A 17441-nucleotide genomic window follows, 5' to 3' on the forward strand; every position below is an offset into this window, starting at 1 on the left:
GTTTTTATTACACATTTTTCAATAATCCCAAGGAAAATATCGGAATTTTACGGAAACTATACCTCGATTTTGATCTCTCGATGAGCAAAATCAGTGAACTCACTGAAGGAAAGTGGCCAAAGACCTCTATCATCGAAGCTCTTCAGGCGCATGGAATTAAGAAGTCAGAAACTCCAATTCCCTCAAAACCTAAGTACGGCTACAAGGTCGAAAATGGCGAGTTGGTTCTTTGTGAGAAAGAGCAAAAAATTATCAAGCTCATCTTGGAGCTTCATTCCCAAAACAACTCTTTGCGAAAAATAGCTCGAATTCTAAATGATAAGAAAATTAAAGGTAAGTACGGCGGTCTTTGGGACAAGTCCGTTATCTCTACCATTATAAAGCGTGAAACCAAACAGGAGGAATAATCATGCGTGCAGTTATTGAAATCATTCTTGCGATAATTTTTACAGCCGTTACTGGAACGACAGTTTTAAACTTCTCTAGTAAGGCCATCAAAAAGGAAGCTCTCACAAAAATACAAAGGGGTCTGCCAAGCTTAGAAGATTTTACTTTAAAAATGATTCAGAGAAATTAAGCCCCTTTTGGCCATAGCTCTATTAGTACCAAAATTCAAAAAGGCTTAATGACTAGTTAATCACATTTATTAGAACAACATGTCTCTTTTACTGGCTCTACTTTCTTGATTTTTGATAACCTAATTATGCTAATACCGCCTCTAATTACTATAATAGAGACAATTCCACCAATAATTAAATCTGGTATATTACTATTAAGAAAATAAACTAACGCACCAGAAACAATTACTCCTGTATTAACAATTACGTCATTAGCAGAAAAAATCCAACTGGCCTTCATATGAACTTCGCCGTCTTTATGCTTGTGAATCAAAACAAGACACCAAAGGTTCGCGATAAGAGCGATCATTGAAACGACAATCATATAATTAGAAAGTGGCTCACTCCCAAAGTAGAACTTTCTACCGACCTCGACTAGGCAAAGCAAGCCAAGAGAGATTTGCATTACTCCACTAAAGTATGCTGCTTTGTGCTTCATTGAGATCGACTTTCCGACAGCGTAAAGACTTAGGCCATAGACAAATGAATCAGCTAGCATATCAAGTCCATCAGCGAGAAGCCCTGTAGACTCAGCATAAAACCCTAACATGATCTCAATAACAAACATCGTAAAGTTTATGCCTAGTAAGTATTTTAACGTTTTCGCTTCTACACTAGGAGCAATATCTGGAACTTCATCAATTCCTATTTCTTCTGTACTAATTAACTCACCAGGAAGGGATATGGTATTCAAAGATTCTATTATTTGGTGCTTATCCACACTATGATAAAAATGCACAGTCCTAGACTCTAAATCAAACTCCATCTTTGCACTTGGATCTAAGTTTTCCATCAATCCTTCGATCATTTTTATTTCCGAAGGACAATCCATTTTTTTTATATTTACAGATGTTTTTTGCACCTATGCCATACCTTTTTCCAATTTTAATCTGGAAGCGATGAAAAAAGAGAGGACTAAAAGAACCATAATCATTTGTGCGATTAGAACTTCTAGCGTCGAATTAAAGCCTATTGATGGTAGAGAAAAAATATCTAGCGAAGTTTGTGGAAATACACCAGTCTTTTGAAGAGCACCAATTCCTTTTCCTAAAAAAATTGTCGATAAACTCAAAATTAATATAGTTGATGCCTTAAATAGATACTTTAAGTTAAGCTTGATTGAGAATTTAATCGCAACCAAAATGACAAAAAAGGTTAATAGCACTGCTGATATAGCTCCAATTCCAACAAAGTACTGCTGATAACCGTCAAGAATTAATACTTTAAGAAAAAGTATTGTTTCAAATATTTCTCTAAAAGATGCAGTAAATGCAATAAAAAATAAAGTCAAACCTCTCCCACTTCCGAGAGTAGTGTCTACTGCTGAGGTAAATTTATCTTTTAGTTTTTGAATATCAGTATTTTTATGCATCCAGTATCCGACATAAAACAATAATAAGGATGCGATTAACGCAGTATATCCCTCAAGAGATTCAGCAACTTCCCCTGTTATACTAATATATCTACTCAGCAAGATATATGCACCAACTCCGATTGCTATTGAAGATATCCAGCCTAAATGAATATGTTTATTAAATGCAGTTGCATTAGACTTCCTAGTAAGGCTCAGTAACAAAAATAATATAAGGCCTGCCTCAAATGCTTCCCTTAGTACAATGCCAAAAGACACTAAAAATGATGATACATTTGTTTTCTTGATCGTTGAGGTATCTATGGCCCCTTGGAGCTTACTCAGTATGGGGTTTAAAACGGATTCGACTTTGCTATGATTAGCACTTTCACTAATTAAACCTCTATATTTTGCCAATGATGTCTCTAGCTCAATTACTAAGTCTGCATTCTTAGACTTTAAAATTCCCTCGACAGGCTCAACTCCCTGCAAATAAGCAGATAATGAAAGATTCCTGGCCTCTTTTAATTTTCCTGCCTTATATAGTGAAAAGCTTGCTTTTAAGTCCTTGATTGCCTTTTTTAAATAAATTTCAACTTGCCCTTTATTGCCGTTTGAAGGTGGTGGTGAATTGATGTCTCTTATCGTTGCCATCATTCCCATTAAATCATCCTCTTTCAAATCGAATTTTTTTTGAATCTCATTGTCTGAAAGGGAAGAGCTTTCCTTAACATCTAAAACTAAACCTGCTCTCTTTTCTATGTTCTTAAAACGAAAGCTAGATACATAATAAGCTAACGACCAACGATCTTCTTTTGAAAGATAGTCGTGAGCGGCCATTCCTGTTTCATTTACTCCTAGGGTAATGGTATTATATGCCCCATAAGGAGATACATTTCTCATTCTCTCTAAGTCATGAAAGTTCGTAGGACTTGGCTCTAGCCCTTCTCCGGCCTCACCATCACCATATCCATTCTGACCATGACAGCTCATGCAATTATTCTTATATAAATTGGCCGCTCTAGTTAGGTCAATTTTTGTCTCAGGATAAGTTAAAAGATTGAACTGTTTTAAAATTTCAGACTTTATTTTATTTGCTAGAGCAGAAACCTCATGAACCTTACTTTTAGCTAGAATTGACTGATTAAGATTTTGAATACTAGAGCTTAAACTTTGATTATAATTATTTTCTTTTGCAATTCTAATAACTTCATTGGAGAAATCAATTTGTTCCTCATATTCTCCTTTACTTATAACTTTTCCATTGGCAACAGCTTCACCGTAGTCCTGAGCTAAATAGCTTAAAAGGTGGACAGCTAATTGGTTCTCTTTAGTCGATGCAAATGCTGTAGAACCAATAACAAATAACAAACAAAAAAATATCTTAATCATCCTCATTGCCTTTCTCCATAGAATGTATATTTTCACAAAGACCACAGCCAATTTCGGGGTCACATTGTAGGTAATATTTTTGAAACTCTTTTAAAAATTGCAAAACGACCTTGCGATCAGAACGTAAGAATTGAACAAACTTAAGTAGAGATTCACCCGTTTCATCAGATAGTAAATGCTCTATTTTACAACTATCCGTCACAGCTATATGTTCAGGAAGTCCCAACACTTCTGTAAGCAAGACAATCATCGTTTGTCTCTTATTAGCGATTTTTTCGACTAACACTATCGAATGCTTTGGAAGTGATATAAAGTTATCTTTTATTTTAACAAGTTTTTTTTCTGATAACTTTTTGAGCTGTAAATGAACAGCATTTCTACTAACACCAAGTTCTTTGGCGATAGTGGAAGCTCTGAGTTGATCACTTTTTTGTAAAAATGAATAAATAGTTAAGAGATAGTGCGTTTCAGAATGTGATAATTCGTTTTCACTATATTCCTTCCAGTACTGTCCAAATTGAAATTCCAAGGCATCCTCTTTTTATGTTAGGTATGCCTAACATATTTTTAATCTCTAATATTGTCAAGCATGCCTAACAGTGAGGATTGCTCTCTGGAAAGTTTCTCCATCCAGTCGAGAACAAAAAAGAGCGGGGAGTGTGTCGTCTTAACCTTTTAGAGATTTCATAAATTTTCAGATTTGGGATTGAGTAAAACATAAATTTAGAGATTACTAATTTTCATTCATCGCTGTGATTAAATATCGCAAATAAATAGTTCACAATCATGATTTAAATATCGCAATTTCGTTGAAAAATATCGCAGACGAACCAAGCTTTTGGGCTAAAAAACAATAATTTCAGTGATTTAAAAATAGTGCAATAAATATCGCACAAAAAATGGTCGGAGCCATTTGCCAGCGTCAAAAAGCAAAGCTTTTTGATGATGAGCATACTAACCCTCGAAAAAAGTGAGAGAGGAAACGTCAGTGCCCGAACGAACGATGTCGGTTAGTGGACGTGAAATAAATATATTCGATGATAAAAGAAAATGGTCGGAGCTATTTGCCCGCAGCAAAAAGCAAAGCTTTTTGATGTGGAGCATACTAACCCTCGAAAAAAGAGAGAGAGGAAACGTCAGTGCCCGAACGAACGATGTCGGTTAGTGGACGTGAAGTAAATATAATGGATTATAAAAAAATGGTCGGAGCTATTTGCCCGCAGCAAAAAGCAAAGCTTTTTGATGTGGAGCATACTAACCCTCGAAAAAAGAGAGAGAGGAAACGTCAGTGCCCGAACGAACGATGTCGGTTAGTGGACGTGAAGTAAATATAATGGATTATAAAAAAATGGTCGGAGCGAGAGGATTCGAACCTCCGACCCCTTGCTCCCAAAGCAAGTGCGCTACCAAGCTGCGCTACGCTCCGACTAAAGATCTTGGTGAGAAGTATTATTAACGCAAATCACCTTGATTGGCAAACTCTTTCCTTAAAAAAGTTTTCAGCAAATTGGCAAGCGATCGCTCGGTGTGAATTTTTTGCTTTCCAATCTGGCAGCATTGCCAAGCTCGAATGCTCGTTTTCCCCTTCTGGATAGAATACGGGATCATAGCCAAAGCCGAAATCGCCTTTATACTCTTCTCCAACACGCCCTTGCAGCCTTCCCTCGAAAAAGAAGTACTCATCTTCTGATAAATAAAAGCACAAGACACAAATAAAATATGCTGAGCGGTCTTTTGCTTGAACACCTTGTAATTTTTCCAACAAAAGCTCAGCTCGCTCTTTGGCGCTCAGGTCATCACCACCAAATCTTGCGCTATATATCCCTAGCTCATCAGGCAGAGCCTGAACACAAAGTCCAGAGTCATCTGCCATAACTGGTTGTTTATATTTGTCGTAATAAGATTTTGCCTTCTTCAAGGCATTTTCATGAAATGTCTTACCGTCTTCGATTACCTCTAGCTTCTCAGGTGCTGCTGTAATTTGAAGAATTTCTGGATTGAATAATTCTGCAAATTCTTCTGCTTTGTGTGCATTTCCTGTCGCTAATAAGAAATTCATTTTATCTCCCTAGGACTTCGTTTTGCTTTTCAAAAACGACTTTTAAAGACTCTTCAGCACATTCCACAAGAGCATCAAGTTGTTCTCTTGAAAAAGGAACACCTTCTGCTGTTCCTTGGATTTCGATAAATTTACCAGATTTTGTCATTACGATATTCATATCTGTTTCACAGCTTGAATCTTCTTCATAATTAAGATCAGCGATAATTTTTCCTGCTTCATTGATTCCACAGCTAAGTGCACCCATTTGTTCATTAATAGGATTTTCAGCAAGAAGACCTTCTGCCATTAACTTTTTAACTGCTAGCTCTAATGCAACATAAGCTCCAGAGATTGACGTTGTTCTTGTTCCACCATCGGCAACAAGGACATCACAGTCAATAACAATTGATCTCTCTCCTAATTTCTTTAGGTCAATAATCGCTCTTAGGCTTCTTCCAATAAGTCTTTGGATCTCTTGTGTTCTTCCACCAACTTTACTCCTTTCACGACGCATACGCGTATGAGTAGAAGATGGAAGCATATTATATTCAGCTGTCACCCATCCCTGCTCTTTACCTTTGAGGAATCCCGGTACTGATTCTTCTACAGTTGCTGTAACATGAACTTTTGTGTTCCCAAATTCAGCAATAACACTTCCTGCTGCATAAGGATTAATATTTGGAGTAAAAGAAATTTGACGTGGATTTGATCTTTCGATAAGTGACATAGAAACCTCTGAATTTTATTGATTAGACATCTCTATCTTTACATGAGAAAGCTTTTTTTTAAACAGCTAATATAGATTTTAAAATGAAACATATAAAAAAGAATTCAATTGATTCAACTCAACAATATCTCTATGACAATTTTGATGAGCTTACATCTTTAGATCATGACGTCCTCATTTCTACAAATCAACAAACGAAGGGAGTAGGACGTAGAGGGAATAAGTGGATTGATCAATCAAATGCATTGGCCTTTAGCTTCACTTTAAAAGCTCATTCAAAGCAAACTCTGACACCCCTTGAACTTGGTGCTCTTCTATCTCTCTACATTGAAAATAAGTTTAATAAGAGAATCTTTTTAAAATGGCCTAATGATATTTTAACCGGGAAAGGTGAAAAAGTTGGTGGTATTTTGTGCCAATTAAAGGGCTCCACAGTCATTGCAGGTATTGGTCTCAATCTTGGTCACTCAAATAATGTAATTGAAATTTGTAATGATCGCTATAGTGTCTCAACTGTTTTAGACTCAAAGATTTCTTCTGATCTACAACATGAATTGCCACAAGAAATTGTTCAGTTCATTATATCCAACAGACTTGATGAACAAACTGTAATTAAAGAATGGAAAAAGAGATGTCTTCATATTGATAAGCCTGTCACTATTATTAATGATTCCGATGAGGTTAGTGGGATTTTTAAAGGTATTGGTCAATGGGGACAAGCGGTCATTGAGATAGATAAAGAGAGCCACGAATTCTATTCGGGCTCTCTTAGATTTTCTATTTGATTGATTCGTTCATTACTGTAGATGAGATATCTTTGATTTCTTTTCTAATCAAGTTCTCTGCAAGATCAGGAATTACTTCCCAAGTAACCTCTTCAACTTTAGATTTACAAGCTTCCTTGATCAACTCTTCTATCATTGGTTTTAGATTATTTGTAATTCGCTCTACAATTTTATCTTCGTCAAATTGAAATTCTCTGTACTCTTGAGATTCCGCTTTTTCAGGAATGTCACTTACTGCTGAATTCAACTGGTTTCCTTTGACTTCTGTTTTTAATTCTAAATTTTTCAAATTCTCATTATCATCATCAATCGACCAGAATTGCTCTGCATCTTCTGAAGGAATTGAATCACCCTCAGATACAGTTTGTAGATCTCTCGCAAACTCCTTTGGAATTTGGTAACTCGGATCGGTTGCATCTTCATCGAGTTCTGATTCAATATTCATTTCTAATTCTTCATCACTTTCATCTGATGCTTCGAAGACTTCTTCCTCATCTTCTTGAACAGCGCCAGGATAAGAGACGCTCTTCAGATCCTCTTCACTCGAGCCAATATAATCAACATCAGCATCCATATCAGGGTAATCGAGATCATCATTACTAGGTAAGACGACCTCTTCCTCTTCTACAGGTTCTGCACTCAAGGCTTCAAAAGCGTCATCGACTTCTTCTTCAAGGCTGCTTTCAAAACTCTCTTCTTCAACAACATGAAGGTTCGTTACATTATTTTGACCATCAATGACTGGTGGCATTTCTCCAAGTGACATCTGTGTATTAATAACGTTTGGAACTTCAATTCCCCATCCTTTAGCTTCTTCCATTAACATATTTTCTGAAGCCGAGGAATCTTGAAAATCTTCTTCATCATCAAAAGAGTGATCTTCTACTTCAGGAGAATCTAGAACCCAGTCGTCACCAAGTTCTGGTTCAGAGGACTCGCTGAACTCTTCAGGCAGAGAATGCTCTGCCGTTCGATCTAAATTAACCTCTGCGAGAGGTCTATCTGATTCGATAAGTTCTTGGCACTTTCTAATGAATTTTTCACTTTCAAATGGTTTCGTAATTTTTTCAGCAATTCCACAATCATTCATCTTTTGATCATTAATTGAATCAAAAGTCCCTAACATGGCCATAACTGCAACATTCGGAATATGTGTGTGAGCAAAAGTTGCTAACTCATAACCGCTTTGACTTCCTTCTAGGGAAAAATCTAATAGAATGAGATCGAATGCATCACTCTTAACAGCATTACGAAACGACTCACCATCTAATACTGGCGTGATTTCATAATTCGTGTCTGCTAAAGTAATCTTAACGACTTTTTGAATTGTCTGACTGTCATCTGCTACTAATACTTTTGTTGTCATGACATTTATTTTCTCTTAATTTCTCATTTGAAGCAACAAGTAATGGAAATTAAAATCGAAGAACAATAGTTGACTGATTATCTCTGTTACCTCTTTCGTTTGCTAGGGAGAAGAGTTTTTCAACTTTTTCAGACTCTTTCATTTTCTGATTCCCGACTATTTCTCTCAAATCCTTAGGAAGAATTCGAGCGTAAACGCCATCGCTCATCATGATGATACAGTCACCTTCTTTAACTCGAACTTCTTTTACTTCATAACCAAGTTTAGTAAAAAGCCCAAGAGCATTGAGTGGCGCTGTATGAAACTGTGGTTGGTAAGTATCCATCCAAGGTGGAGTCATGCAATCTGGATTAGAAACAATTTGCACTTTGCTGTCTCTAATTAAGCAACAAATAGTATTTCCAATCGACATCACATTAAAGATATTTCCACATAAGACGCCTCCGGCCATAGAACTACCACCTCTTTGATGCATTTCTTTCGTTTCATTTTCTTTCATCAAAGATTCATGGGCCATTAACGATGAATTAATCAGTGAGTTCATTTCTAACAGATATCTAGAATTAAAAACAAAGGGCATTGTTGAGTCAGGATCACCACCAATTTTAGAATAGAAGCTACTGATTTTGTCTTTCAATTGCGATACAGCAACATCGCCAACACCTGCACCACCAAAACCATCGAATAATAAAAATAGATTATTTGTTATATCCGTATAAATATCATCTTCGTTTATTTCTAAACAAGGTCCTTGATCTGTTTTTGCTGCGTATGACTTTAACACAAAGACTCCTAGTCTAAGTAATTCTTCAATTTTTCTGTAGCCTTTTTATAGTACTCACTATCCGTCGGCGAAATTTGTTGAACTTCTTGATACTTCTCTTTCGCTTCATTGAACTGACTCAAAGATTCAGAGATGATCGCTTCTCTGTATGTTTTTCTCGATCTCTTATGTAAAGTCGAGCGAATTTTATCCATCTCATTAAGTGCCTCAATACTTGAAGGATCATATTGAAGAATTTCATTATAAGTTTCATAAGCACCTTTCAAGTCTTGTCCTTCCTTCAACGATCGTGCCTTTCCAAGTAACGGATTAACAACTCGCTTTAGATTTTCACGTGACTCTTCTAGCATTTTACTAGCTTCAGTAATGAGATCGTCATCCATACCCTCAAGTCGTAAGAAGTCTTCTAATTTCAATACGGCGTTGTACCATTCTTTTTTAAGATAAAAATTCTTTCCAGGCTGAAGCTCACTCTCTTGACGATTTCTCTCAGCTTCAGCTTGAGCTTTTGCTAAATCCTCTTCTTGAATTTTTCTCTTATAAGCTTCGATCTCAAGCTTAAGCTCAGTAACATCATAATTTTCTGGATCTAATTTAATGATCTCAGTAAATAAATTCTCGGCCAAAACAGTATTCTTTTCTTCAACTGCGGCCTTTGCCTTTTCGACTAGATCTTTAACTTTTTTCTTTCGAACGGCTTCTCTTTTTTCTCGTTCTTCTTTCTCTTGAAGCTCTTTCAATCTCGCAAGACCTTGCTTAGCAAGTTCATAGATTTGCTTGGCGTTTTTATACTCTTTCGCAATTAAAAATAATTGATCTAAATTTTCTACCGCTTCTCTATAGCGTCCTTCATTAATTAATTGCTGCGCTAATTGATAAAGGCCCTCAGCTGTCTCCGCTTGCTCTGGAGTTAATTTAATATCACTCTTGGTAGGAGCTTTCTTTTTTACAACTTTTTCTGTTTTCTTCGGAGCTTTCTTTTCAGGTGCACTATCCCCGCCCTCATCTAAAAGAACCCAAGCTGCAACCAAACCTAAAACGATATAAATAAGTTTCTTTCTCTTGGCCGGGTCTTTCAAGGCCTCTTTAGAAAAAAGAGAATTGTTCGCTGACTGAGCTTCACCGAAGCTAGCACCTTCAATATCATCGTCATCAAAGTTTTCTTCATCAACTTCGACAACTTCTTCTACTTCAATCACCTGATTCTCTTCTACAGGCATTAAGCTTTGCTTTTCTGCCTCTAGAAAATCGGAACCAATATGAACAGTGAATGTAGTAGAACCAATAATGAATTCATCACCATTAGTTAGAATGTCTTTATTTACTCTTTTACCATTTAACAGAGTTCCATTAGATGATTGGAGATCTTCTAACTCACAAGTTATATTATTCCTCTTAATTACGGCATGGATGCTTGAGACTTCACTATCATTCAATACGATCTGACATTTTTCTGGATCACGTCCTATGAAGATTTCATTATCACGTACGGAGTAATTATCATAAGGAGCATACTCTCCAAAAAGCTCTAAAGAAACTTTAGCAAAGCTGATTGCTACGTTCGTTTTATCTCCCATATCATCATCATAGGAATCTACAGCATATTCATCATCGCCATATTCATCATAGCCTTCCTCTTGGTCAGAGTATTGCTCATCAGTATTTTCGAATTCACTATTTTCACTGTCAAAGTCAAATCCTTCAGTACCATCATTATCCTCTGGAAATTCACTTTCTTCAGCTCCATCTGAGATATCGAATTCTTTGACTTCGTCTTCACTTTCAACTTCTTGCTCATTATTTTCAATTGGAGCATCTAATTCTGTCGTAAGATCTTCGACATCATCTACTTCATCACTTTCTACTTCTATTTCTTCTACATCATCATTTGGCCCTTCAAAAAGAGTCGGAGTCTGCTCCTTAACGGGCTCGATATAGACTGAAATATTAAACTCGCCCACTTTGATGATATCACCACTAGACAGTGGTGCTCCCTCACTAGGGACACCATTAATGTAGAGGACACCAAAGCCAGGTAATTTTCGAATAGACCAATTTCCTTGAATATAAGAAATTTGAGCATGTTCTCTTGATACTGTTTGATCATTAAGACATACGTGGCAATCGCTTGAACGACCAAGCAAAAAAGTAATTTCTCCTTGCTCAATCCCTTCGATTTCTTTTGCAAGGTCAATTTCTTCGATGAATTTATTTAGTTTCGAAACACTTAATTTCACCTTCTAATAACCCCATTTTCCTTTCCAGAACTCTAATTTGTTCTTCGGCCTGCTTATATCTTTCATCTTCTTCTCGGTAATCTTGTAATAACTTAACGACTGAACAATATGAAACGACCGCGGCATCGTATTTTAGTGCTTCAGTTTCCTGTCTCGCACTAATAAATGTTTTTTTAATTTTTTCATCTAGTCTCTGTTTTGCTTTTTCCATATAGAAAGAAGCTCTTCCATGCTCAGGAGACAATATGAGGGCCCTTCTAAATTCTTCCATTGCCCTAAAGTAATTCCCTTCTCTATACTCTCTTTGCCCTCTATGAATATAGGTCTCTATAGTATCTTGAAGCTCTTTATCTTCATCTGTTTCTTTTTTCTTAATGAAATTCTTAGTTAAATCAGCACTTACTTGATTATTTGTTTTCTTAGCTTTTTTTGGCCCTTTCGTATCTTCCTCAGGCAATAAGAAAAATGCTGCAAGCAGAGCAACAATTCCATAAATTAATACTCTTCGATTAGGCTTCTTCTTCGATTTAGATTTCTCTACTTCTTCAAGCTCTTCCTCTTCCTCATCTTCATCGTCTTCTTCATCAACTTCTACAAGTTCATTTTTAACTTCGATTTCACCATATTTTAAAACAGTCGTTCCGATAATAATCTTATCGCCATCTTTTAACTCATGTTGTGATACTTTAAGATCATTAACAACGACACCATTTTGAGACTTAAGATCTGTTAAGACCAATCCCCGACCTACGGCCACGATTTCCAAGTGTTCTCTAGAAGCCTTTACATCTAAGACTTGGACATCACAATCTTTACCTCGGCCAAGGACGACACGTTTACCTTGTATATAATAACAAAGTCCTTTATTTTTTCCCGTTAAACAAATAATTCTGCGATAGAAACCAGGTTTCTCAGGAGCTTTTAAATTTCTTGTGATTTTAACAGCACTACTTGCCATCACACATCCTTAACAAATGTAACATAAAAAGCTTTTGCAAAATTATCCTTTCCCATTAATGACGTTACATAGACATTATGGGGTTGACCTTGAAGCTCATAATCGCCTTGCTGACTATATCCACCGTTATTAGCAGACTCCTCGCAAAGCTCTAGCACTGTCGCAGCAAAACCTTTTTCTCTACTTACATCTAATAGTGACATTCCCTCAGCTGAGCTTTCTCTAATCCCAGTTAAATCTTCTGCCTCAGTATTAATTGCGCGAACATTCTTTTCTGAATCAAGAATGACAACGGCACCATTGGCACCTCTAAGAAATTCTTTCAAGGTATCTACGTAACCATCATCACTTTCAATATCCGCAAATTCCCCATCCCCTCCATCATCTTGAAGCTCTCGTATCTTTTGTAAGAGCGAATTAACAGATGATTTCAGAGGATTAATCTCCTCAAAGAGATAGCGAGTCTCGACGTTTCTCTTCTTTCCACGAAGGACTTCCTCTATTTGATATTTAATTTCTTCAACAGGCCTAATCGTTAAATAATAAATAATCGCGAAAAAGATAATTGAAACAATCATCGAAGTAACAAGTGCTTCCATATATGCTTTTTGTGATTTAGCTGCTTCTCTTGCAAGGGATGTTGGAGCAAATCGTATCGCGATTAACCCAACCGCCTCAAAGTCTCCACTTTTGGGGTTATATGCAATAATTCTTTTTCCAATCCCAATACTCCCATCATCGAGTAGCTTAGTTAGCGTTCGACTATCTTGAGAGTTCATTCTATTCTTTTGCGCCCAATCTTTAACTTCAATTGAAAATGTATCGTCGATGTATTCATTTAATCTAGCTAGTGGTCTTACAATACGTCCCTCAAGATCAAAAAGGTCATAGGACATTACACCGTCTTCTTTTTCAAGAAAATCTGAGTTCACACGATCTAAGTTTTTAGACTCGAGTGCTTGAGCATTAATTCTTCCAATTTCTTCAGCATAGTGAGCACCCCTTTTTGCAATTTCTCGCAAAAGGAGCTTCTTACTATCTTGAAGTATAGGAAAAATAGTAAGCGTAATCGTTGTAACAACAAAGATAGAGAGAAGAATTCCAAAAAGAACCCGCCATTCATACTCTTCATTTATTCCATGAACAATCGGCATGAACTTATATTTGAAATAATAAATAATTTTCGGGAATAATTTTTGAGGGACTGGCCCACCTTTTAAAAATAATTCCTCAGGATCTTCTTCTTTTGCCATTTTCTTTTTAATGACAATTTTCTTTTCTTTAACAAAGACGACCTGAAGGATGACATCTGGAAGAGCGATTTTATCACCATTTTTTATGGTCGCTCGTTTGACAATTTTCCCATTTACGAAAGTTCCATTAGAACTTCCCAAATCTTTAAGATAAGCTACATCATCTGTTACAGTAATCGAGAGATGCTTTTTTGAAACACCGTCAATATTTAGAGTATGGTCGCAAGATTCATCACGACCAATAGAGTTTTCGCCTGACTCTAAGACAAACTCTTCTCCACGAATTTTCCCTGCGACTGCGACTAATTTATACATTCATCACCAGCTTTTGACCTTTTTCAATATTATTAACTGTGCCCGCTTTTAACTCTAGTACGTGCTTTGCTGTAAAATAGATCCATGACATTCTCCATGGTTTCATATTTTTTATTACTTTTACGACTTCATACTGAGAATTTAAGAAGATGACATCTATATCCATTCTCATGAAAAATGTATGAATCGAATTACAATGTGGTATTAAAAGAGCATCATAGCCAATCATCTCTTTTGTTCCCATTAATCCGATCAGCCTTTGAAAGAATGTTTCAGCAACTCTTACGCGACTAGCGAGAATAGTTTCACCGATAATAGCTTTCACTATTGCCCTCCTGCCATCATTTCAATTACAAGAGGTCCACCAACAATTAGAAAAACGGCCGGTGTGATCAAAAATAGCATGGGAAAGAGAATTTTAGTTGCAGCTGTCGCTCCAGCCTTTTCAACATCGGCAGATTTCTTCTGTCTAATTTCAACAGCAAGTGCTTTTAAGATTGGACCAATAGATGCCCCAACAGAGTCTGCGGCAATCAGTGTTGCACAGAATGAAGAAATAACCATCATATCAGATCTCCAGGCCATATTACGTAAGGCCTCAGATCGACTTGCTCCAATTTTAATTTCCTTAATAAGAATTTCAAATTCTTCTGTGAGTGGAGATTTTCGTGCCTTTTCAACTACTTTAGTCATTGCAGCGACAAAATCTAAACCAGCTTCAACAGAAAGAGCTAGCATATCAACACAAAATGGCATCGATGATGTTATATCTTTTTGTCTCTTCTCAATTTTTCCTTTGATCCAAATATCGGGATAAACAAAACCAAGAAGAGCAACTCCTGGAATATATGAAAGTGGCCATGTCTCTTCAAGAAATGTTCTAATGACAATAAAGACAATTGGAAAACCAAGAATCAAAAAGAGTTTAAAGGCATAAAAGTCTTCAGTCGTTAGATAATCAGTTAAACCAGCACTGGCTAATTTTCTTTTATACTTCTCTCTAATTTTTTTCTTATTTTTCATCTGCGCTACAATGGGTGAAACGTAACGCTTAAAAAATGGCCTTGAATATTTTAGAACGATTCCATGTTCTTCCTGGGCCTGACCTTTTCCCTTATCAGAACCATCTTCTAATTTTTCTTGTGCCTTATATTCATCTTCATCCGCAAACATAGTTCGCGTAATAATTAACGTCGCAATACCAATGAGAATGACACCAGCGTAGAGCAAGAGATCAGAAGTCTCTTCAAAGATTCCCTCCTCTCCTTTCAGATACTGACATCCCTCTTTAGAACCAAGTTTACATGCTTCTCGTATGTACTTTGTTCCAAGCGCTTTAGATCTCTCATTCTCAACTCTTTTAAAACGAAGTCCTAAATCCAAACAATTCGGTGCCGAGCCTCGTTCACAGCCATCTTTCAATAAAAGATTGATGTCCCGACCACTGAAACCCTTGTACGTACTATTCACATTAGACTGCGCTAACGTTATTGATATCGAAAATATTAGACTTATAAAAAGCAGCAAAATTCTCATGTTCTACTCCATAAGTATAGAATATCAGAGAATATGCTGCATTTAGACAAACGACACTATTTTGCCGTTTGAAGAAAGTAATTGAATTCTTTAATCAGCTATTTAGCTAATCAACTTTGCCAGCTCTTCAACAAAAGTTTTTGAAGAACTAGTCCCTACTTTTTTGGCAACATCAGGGATATAAATTGGTTTGTACTCTTTAAAGTAACCTTTTTTACTTCTTTGAATGTTTTGAAGTCTTTCGGTAAGAACAGCATTTTTAATTTTCTTTGTCTTAACTGCTTCTTTTAAACCTTCCAACGCCTTCTTCGCAAATTCCATATCACGATACTCAACAATATCACTTCCAGCATTAATCGCCATAACTGCCGCTTCTTCAACTCCATAGTGATTAGTAATCGCCTGCATTTGCATATCATCAGAAATAATGAGCTTACTATACTTCATCTCATCACGAAGAATTTGATGGGCCTTCTCACTAAGTGAGCAAGGTAATTTCGGATCAATTCCCTCAACGATTATATGGGCCATCATAACAAATTCAACTCGCGATTTAACGGCCTTAACAAAAGGAATAAATTCAACATCTCTTAACTCGTCGAGTGATTTACTCACTTTAGGTAAATCAAAATGTGAATCTAAAACGGTATCACCGTGTCCAGGAAAATGTTTTGCACAAGCGAGCACATTTCCTGTTTGCAGGCCTCTGATCGCTGAAGAAACAAACTTAGATACTGTTTCAGGATCTTTTCCAAAAGCGCGATCTCCAATGACTTTATTTTTGTCATTTGTCCACACATCACAAACTGGAGCTAAGTTTACATTTACACCACATGCAGCAAGTTCATCGGCCATAATTTTATGAACGTGAAAGCACTGTTTTGGTGATTCTGTTAGTGAGATATCGTGCATTGGTGGAAATTGTGTAAATCCACTTTTAAAGCGAATAACTCTTCCACCTTCATGATCAACAGCTATAAATAATGGGTATTCTCTACGACATTGTTGAATTGAATTCACAAGCTCAGCCAATTGAGCCGGATTCTCGTAATTCTTTGAAAATAGAATTACACCACCGATGTCTTCTGATTCTAAAAATTCTCTCTCATCATCTGTTAAGCTTGTTCCGGAAAGACCGGTAAAGATTAACTGTCCAATACTATTCATTAACATCTCCAATGTTAACTCTCCACTCAACAATACATTGTACAACTTCTCGGTTTTTTTTCTAGATTCAGAAGGATTTTCGCGGGTCTATTTGGTCTCTAAGCCCATCACCCAATAAATTTAGTCCTATAATCAGCCCGCCAAGTGTAACACTCAATAAAATTACAATAAATGGAGCTTCTAATAAAACGGTCTTTCCCATAGAAAGAAGAGAGCCCCAAGAATATTCACTACCACCAAGACCTAAAAATCCTAGTGCCGCCTCACTAATAACAACACCACCAACACCAAGAACAATATTTACAATAAGTACTGGTAGAATTGATGGAATCACTGTTTTTATAAAAAGATGATACTCTCCAACGCCAATGGCCCTCGCACTTTCTACATAACTTAATCCCATAACTCTCTGAGTTTCTCCCCTAGCTATACGGGCATAAGCAGGCCAACCTGTAAAAACTAAAGTAAGAACAAGTCCTGGAACAGATTGTCCAGTAACCGCCATCACCATGATTGCAATGAGGATACTTGGAAAAATGAAGATGAGATTTGTTAATAAATCAGAAATATATTTTACTGAATTAGGACCTTCTACCGTCATATAGCCAACAACGACGCCAATAAGGGCAGATAAGAAACTTACCGTAAAAGAAACACTCAATGAATATACAAGTCCCTGTGATAAGACTTCAAGCATTGAGCGACCATAAATATCAGAACCAAAAATAAATTCTTTTCCAGGAGAAAGTAACTCGAATTCAATTGAACTAGATGGAATATAAGGATTTACAATTGTTCCCGCTAAAAAATGAGAATAAACAAACCAAATGATGGCCCATAGAAAATAAAGACCCATAATAAAGGCACCAATTTTTAATTCTCTATTCCAAGACTTTATTTGTTCAATCATAG

Annotated in this window: 17 protein-coding genes and 1 tRNA gene; 3 read left to right on the top strand and 15 right to left on the bottom strand. The window is 36.5% G+C overall.

Annotated features, from left to right (window positions below; genetic code table 11):
* Positions 1-80: 80 nt before the first annotated feature.
* On the top strand, positions 81-407 hold the full coding sequence (locus HBN50_RS15100) for a recombinase family protein (protein WP_273871394.1): 327 nt from the start codon (positions 81-83) through the stop codon (positions 405-407).
* Between the two features lie 2 nt (positions 408-409).
* Complete coding sequence (locus HBN50_RS15105; RefSeq protein ID WP_273871396.1) at positions 410-577, top strand: hypothetical protein; 168 nt, start codon at positions 410-412, stop codon at positions 575-577.
* A gap of 56 nt (positions 578-633) precedes the next feature.
* On the opposite strand, the gene HBN50_RS15110 is transcribed toward HBN50_RS15105, so the two are convergent.
* From HBN50_RS15110 to rph, 6 genes are all read right to left on the bottom strand, one after another.
* Positions 634-1425: a cation transporter gene (locus HBN50_RS15110; protein ID WP_273871398.1), complete on the bottom strand. Its 792-nt coding sequence runs from the start codon at positions 1423-1425 to the stop codon at positions 634-636.
* A gap of 54 nt (positions 1426-1479) precedes the next feature.
* Positions 1480-3360: an FTR1 family protein gene (locus tag HBN50_RS15115; RefSeq protein WP_273871401.1), complete on the bottom strand. Its 1881-nt coding sequence runs from the start codon at positions 3358-3360 to the stop codon at positions 1480-1482.
* Positions 3353-3889, bottom strand: coding sequence for a metal-dependent transcriptional regulator (locus HBN50_RS15120; protein WP_273871405.1), 537 nt, complete (start codon positions 3887-3889; stop codon positions 3353-3355). Before HBN50_RS15120 ends, HBN50_RS15115 begins: the two co-directional genes overlap by 8 nt.
* Before the next feature lie 820 nt (positions 3890-4709).
* Positions 4710-4786 (bottom strand) — tRNA-Pro (locus tag HBN50_RS15125).
* Positions 4787-4822: 36 nt separating this feature from the next.
* Positions 4823-5419, bottom strand: coding sequence for an RdgB/HAM1 family non-canonical purine NTP pyrophosphatase (gene rdgB / locus HBN50_RS15130; RefSeq protein WP_273871408.1), 597 nt, complete (start codon positions 5417-5419; stop codon positions 4823-4825).
* A gap of 1 nt (position 5420) precedes the next feature.
* Positions 5421-6128 (bottom strand): ribonuclease PH, encoded by a 708-nt coding sequence (gene rph / locus HBN50_RS15135; protein ID WP_273871410.1) that lies wholly within the window; start codon positions 6126-6128, stop codon positions 5421-5423.
* 83 nt (positions 6129-6211) lie between these two features.
* Between rph and HBN50_RS15140 the strand changes: the two genes are divergently transcribed.
* A complete protein-coding gene (locus tag HBN50_RS15140) occupies positions 6212-6913 on the top strand; it encodes a biotin--[acetyl-CoA-carboxylase] ligase (protein WP_273871412.1) in 702 nt (233 codons plus the stop codon).
* On the opposite strand, the gene HBN50_RS15145 is transcribed toward HBN50_RS15140, so the two are convergent.
* The 9 genes from HBN50_RS15145 to HBN50_RS15185 form a co-directional block, all read right to left on the bottom strand.
* Entirely contained in the window at positions 6906-8279 is a 1374-nt protein-coding gene (locus HBN50_RS15145) for a response regulator (protein ID WP_273871413.1), read from the bottom strand. The two genes, HBN50_RS15140 and HBN50_RS15145, sit on opposite strands and share 8 nt — an antisense overlap.
* 49 nt (positions 8280-8328) lie before the next feature.
* On the bottom strand, positions 8329-9063 hold the full coding sequence (locus tag HBN50_RS15150) for a PP2C family protein-serine/threonine phosphatase (RefSeq protein WP_273871415.1): 735 nt from the start codon (positions 9061-9063) through the stop codon (positions 8329-8331).
* 8 nt (positions 9064-9071) lie between these two features.
* The gene (locus HBN50_RS15155) at positions 9072-11300 is read right to left on the bottom strand and encodes an FHA domain-containing protein (RefSeq protein WP_273871418.1); all 2229 of its coding nucleotides are present in this window, start codon (positions 11298-11300) and stop codon (positions 9072-9074) included.
* Entirely contained in the window at positions 11272-12258 is a 987-nt protein-coding gene (locus HBN50_RS15160; protein ID WP_273871420.1) for an FHA domain-containing protein, read from the bottom strand. The genes HBN50_RS15155 and HBN50_RS15160 overlap by 29 nt, the downstream gene beginning before the upstream one ends.
* The gene (locus HBN50_RS15165) at positions 12258-13826 is read right to left on the bottom strand and encodes an FHA domain-containing protein (protein ID WP_273871423.1); all 1569 of its coding nucleotides are present in this window, start codon (positions 13824-13826) and stop codon (positions 12258-12260) included. The genes HBN50_RS15160 and HBN50_RS15165 overlap by 1 nt, the downstream gene beginning before the upstream one ends.
* A complete protein-coding gene (locus tag HBN50_RS15170; RefSeq protein WP_273871424.1) occupies positions 13819-14151 on the bottom strand; it encodes a DUF192 domain-containing protein in 333 nt (110 codons plus the stop codon). The genes HBN50_RS15165 and HBN50_RS15170 overlap by 8 nt, the downstream gene beginning before the upstream one ends.
* Positions 14151-15248, bottom strand: coding sequence for a type II secretion system F family protein (locus tag HBN50_RS15175; protein ID WP_273871425.1), 1098 nt, complete (start codon positions 15246-15248; stop codon positions 14151-14153). The genes HBN50_RS15170 and HBN50_RS15175 overlap by 1 nt, the downstream gene beginning before the upstream one ends.
* Before the next feature lie 216 nt (positions 15249-15464).
* A complete protein-coding gene (nagZ, locus tag HBN50_RS15180) occupies positions 15465-16529 on the bottom strand; it encodes a beta-N-acetylhexosaminidase (protein WP_273871427.1) in 1065 nt (354 codons plus the stop codon).
* A gap of 67 nt (positions 16530-16596) precedes the next feature.
* Positions 16597-17439 carry an ABC transporter permease gene (locus tag HBN50_RS15185; protein ID WP_273871430.1) on the bottom strand — a complete coding sequence of 281 codons (843 nt, stop codon included), beginning with the start codon at positions 17437-17439 and terminating at the stop codon, positions 16597-16599.
* Positions 17440-17441 lie beyond the last annotated feature (2 nt).

It is taken from the genome of Halobacteriovorax sp. GB3, from assembly GCF_028649655.1.
In the GTDB taxonomy this organism is placed as follows: domain Bacteria; phylum Bdellovibrionota; class Bacteriovoracia; order Bacteriovoracales; family Bacteriovoracaceae; genus BSW11-IV.

Coding starts and splice junctions, on each gene's coding strand:
- rdgB (WP_273871408.1), bottom strand. CDS start 5,419: ATGAATTTCTTATTAGCGACAGGAAATGCACACAAAGCAGAAGAATTT.
- HBN50_RS15145 (WP_273871413.1), bottom strand. CDS start 8,279: ATGACAACAAAAGTATTAGTAGCAGATGACAGTCAGACAATTCAAAAA.
- HBN50_RS15115 (WP_273871401.1), bottom strand. CDS start 3,360: ATGATTAAGATATTTTTTTGTTTGTTATTTGTTATTGGTTCTACAGCA.
- HBN50_RS15165 (WP_273871423.1), bottom strand. CDS start 13,826: ATGTATAAATTAGTCGCAGTCGCAGGGAAAATTCGTGGAGAAGAGTTT.
- HBN50_RS15185 (WP_273871430.1), bottom strand. CDS start 17,439: ATGATTGAACAAATAAAGTCTTGGAATAGAGAATTAAAAATTGGTGCC.
- HBN50_RS15160 (WP_273871420.1), bottom strand. CDS start 12,258: ATGGCAAGTAGTGCTGTTAAAATCACAAGAAATTTAAAAGCTCCTGAG.
- nagZ (WP_273871427.1), bottom strand. CDS start 16,529: ATGAATAGTATTGGACAGTTAATCTTTACCGGTCTTTCCGGAACAAGC.
- rph (WP_273871410.1), bottom strand. CDS start 6,128: ATGTCACTTATCGAAAGATCAAATCCACGTCAAATTTCTTTTACTCCA.
- HBN50_RS15140 (WP_273871412.1), top strand. CDS start 6,212: ATGAAACATATAAAAAAGAATTCAATTGATTCAACTCAACAATATCTC.
- HBN50_RS15100 (WP_273871394.1), top strand. CDS start 81: ATGAGCAAAATCAGTGAACTCACTGAAGGAAAGTGGCCAAAGACCTCT.
- HBN50_RS15110 (WP_273871398.1), bottom strand. CDS start 1,425: ATGATCGAAGGATTGATGGAAAACTTAGATCCAAGTGCAAAGATGGAG.
- HBN50_RS15105 (WP_273871396.1), top strand. CDS start 410: ATGCGTGCAGTTATTGAAATCATTCTTGCGATAATTTTTACAGCCGTT.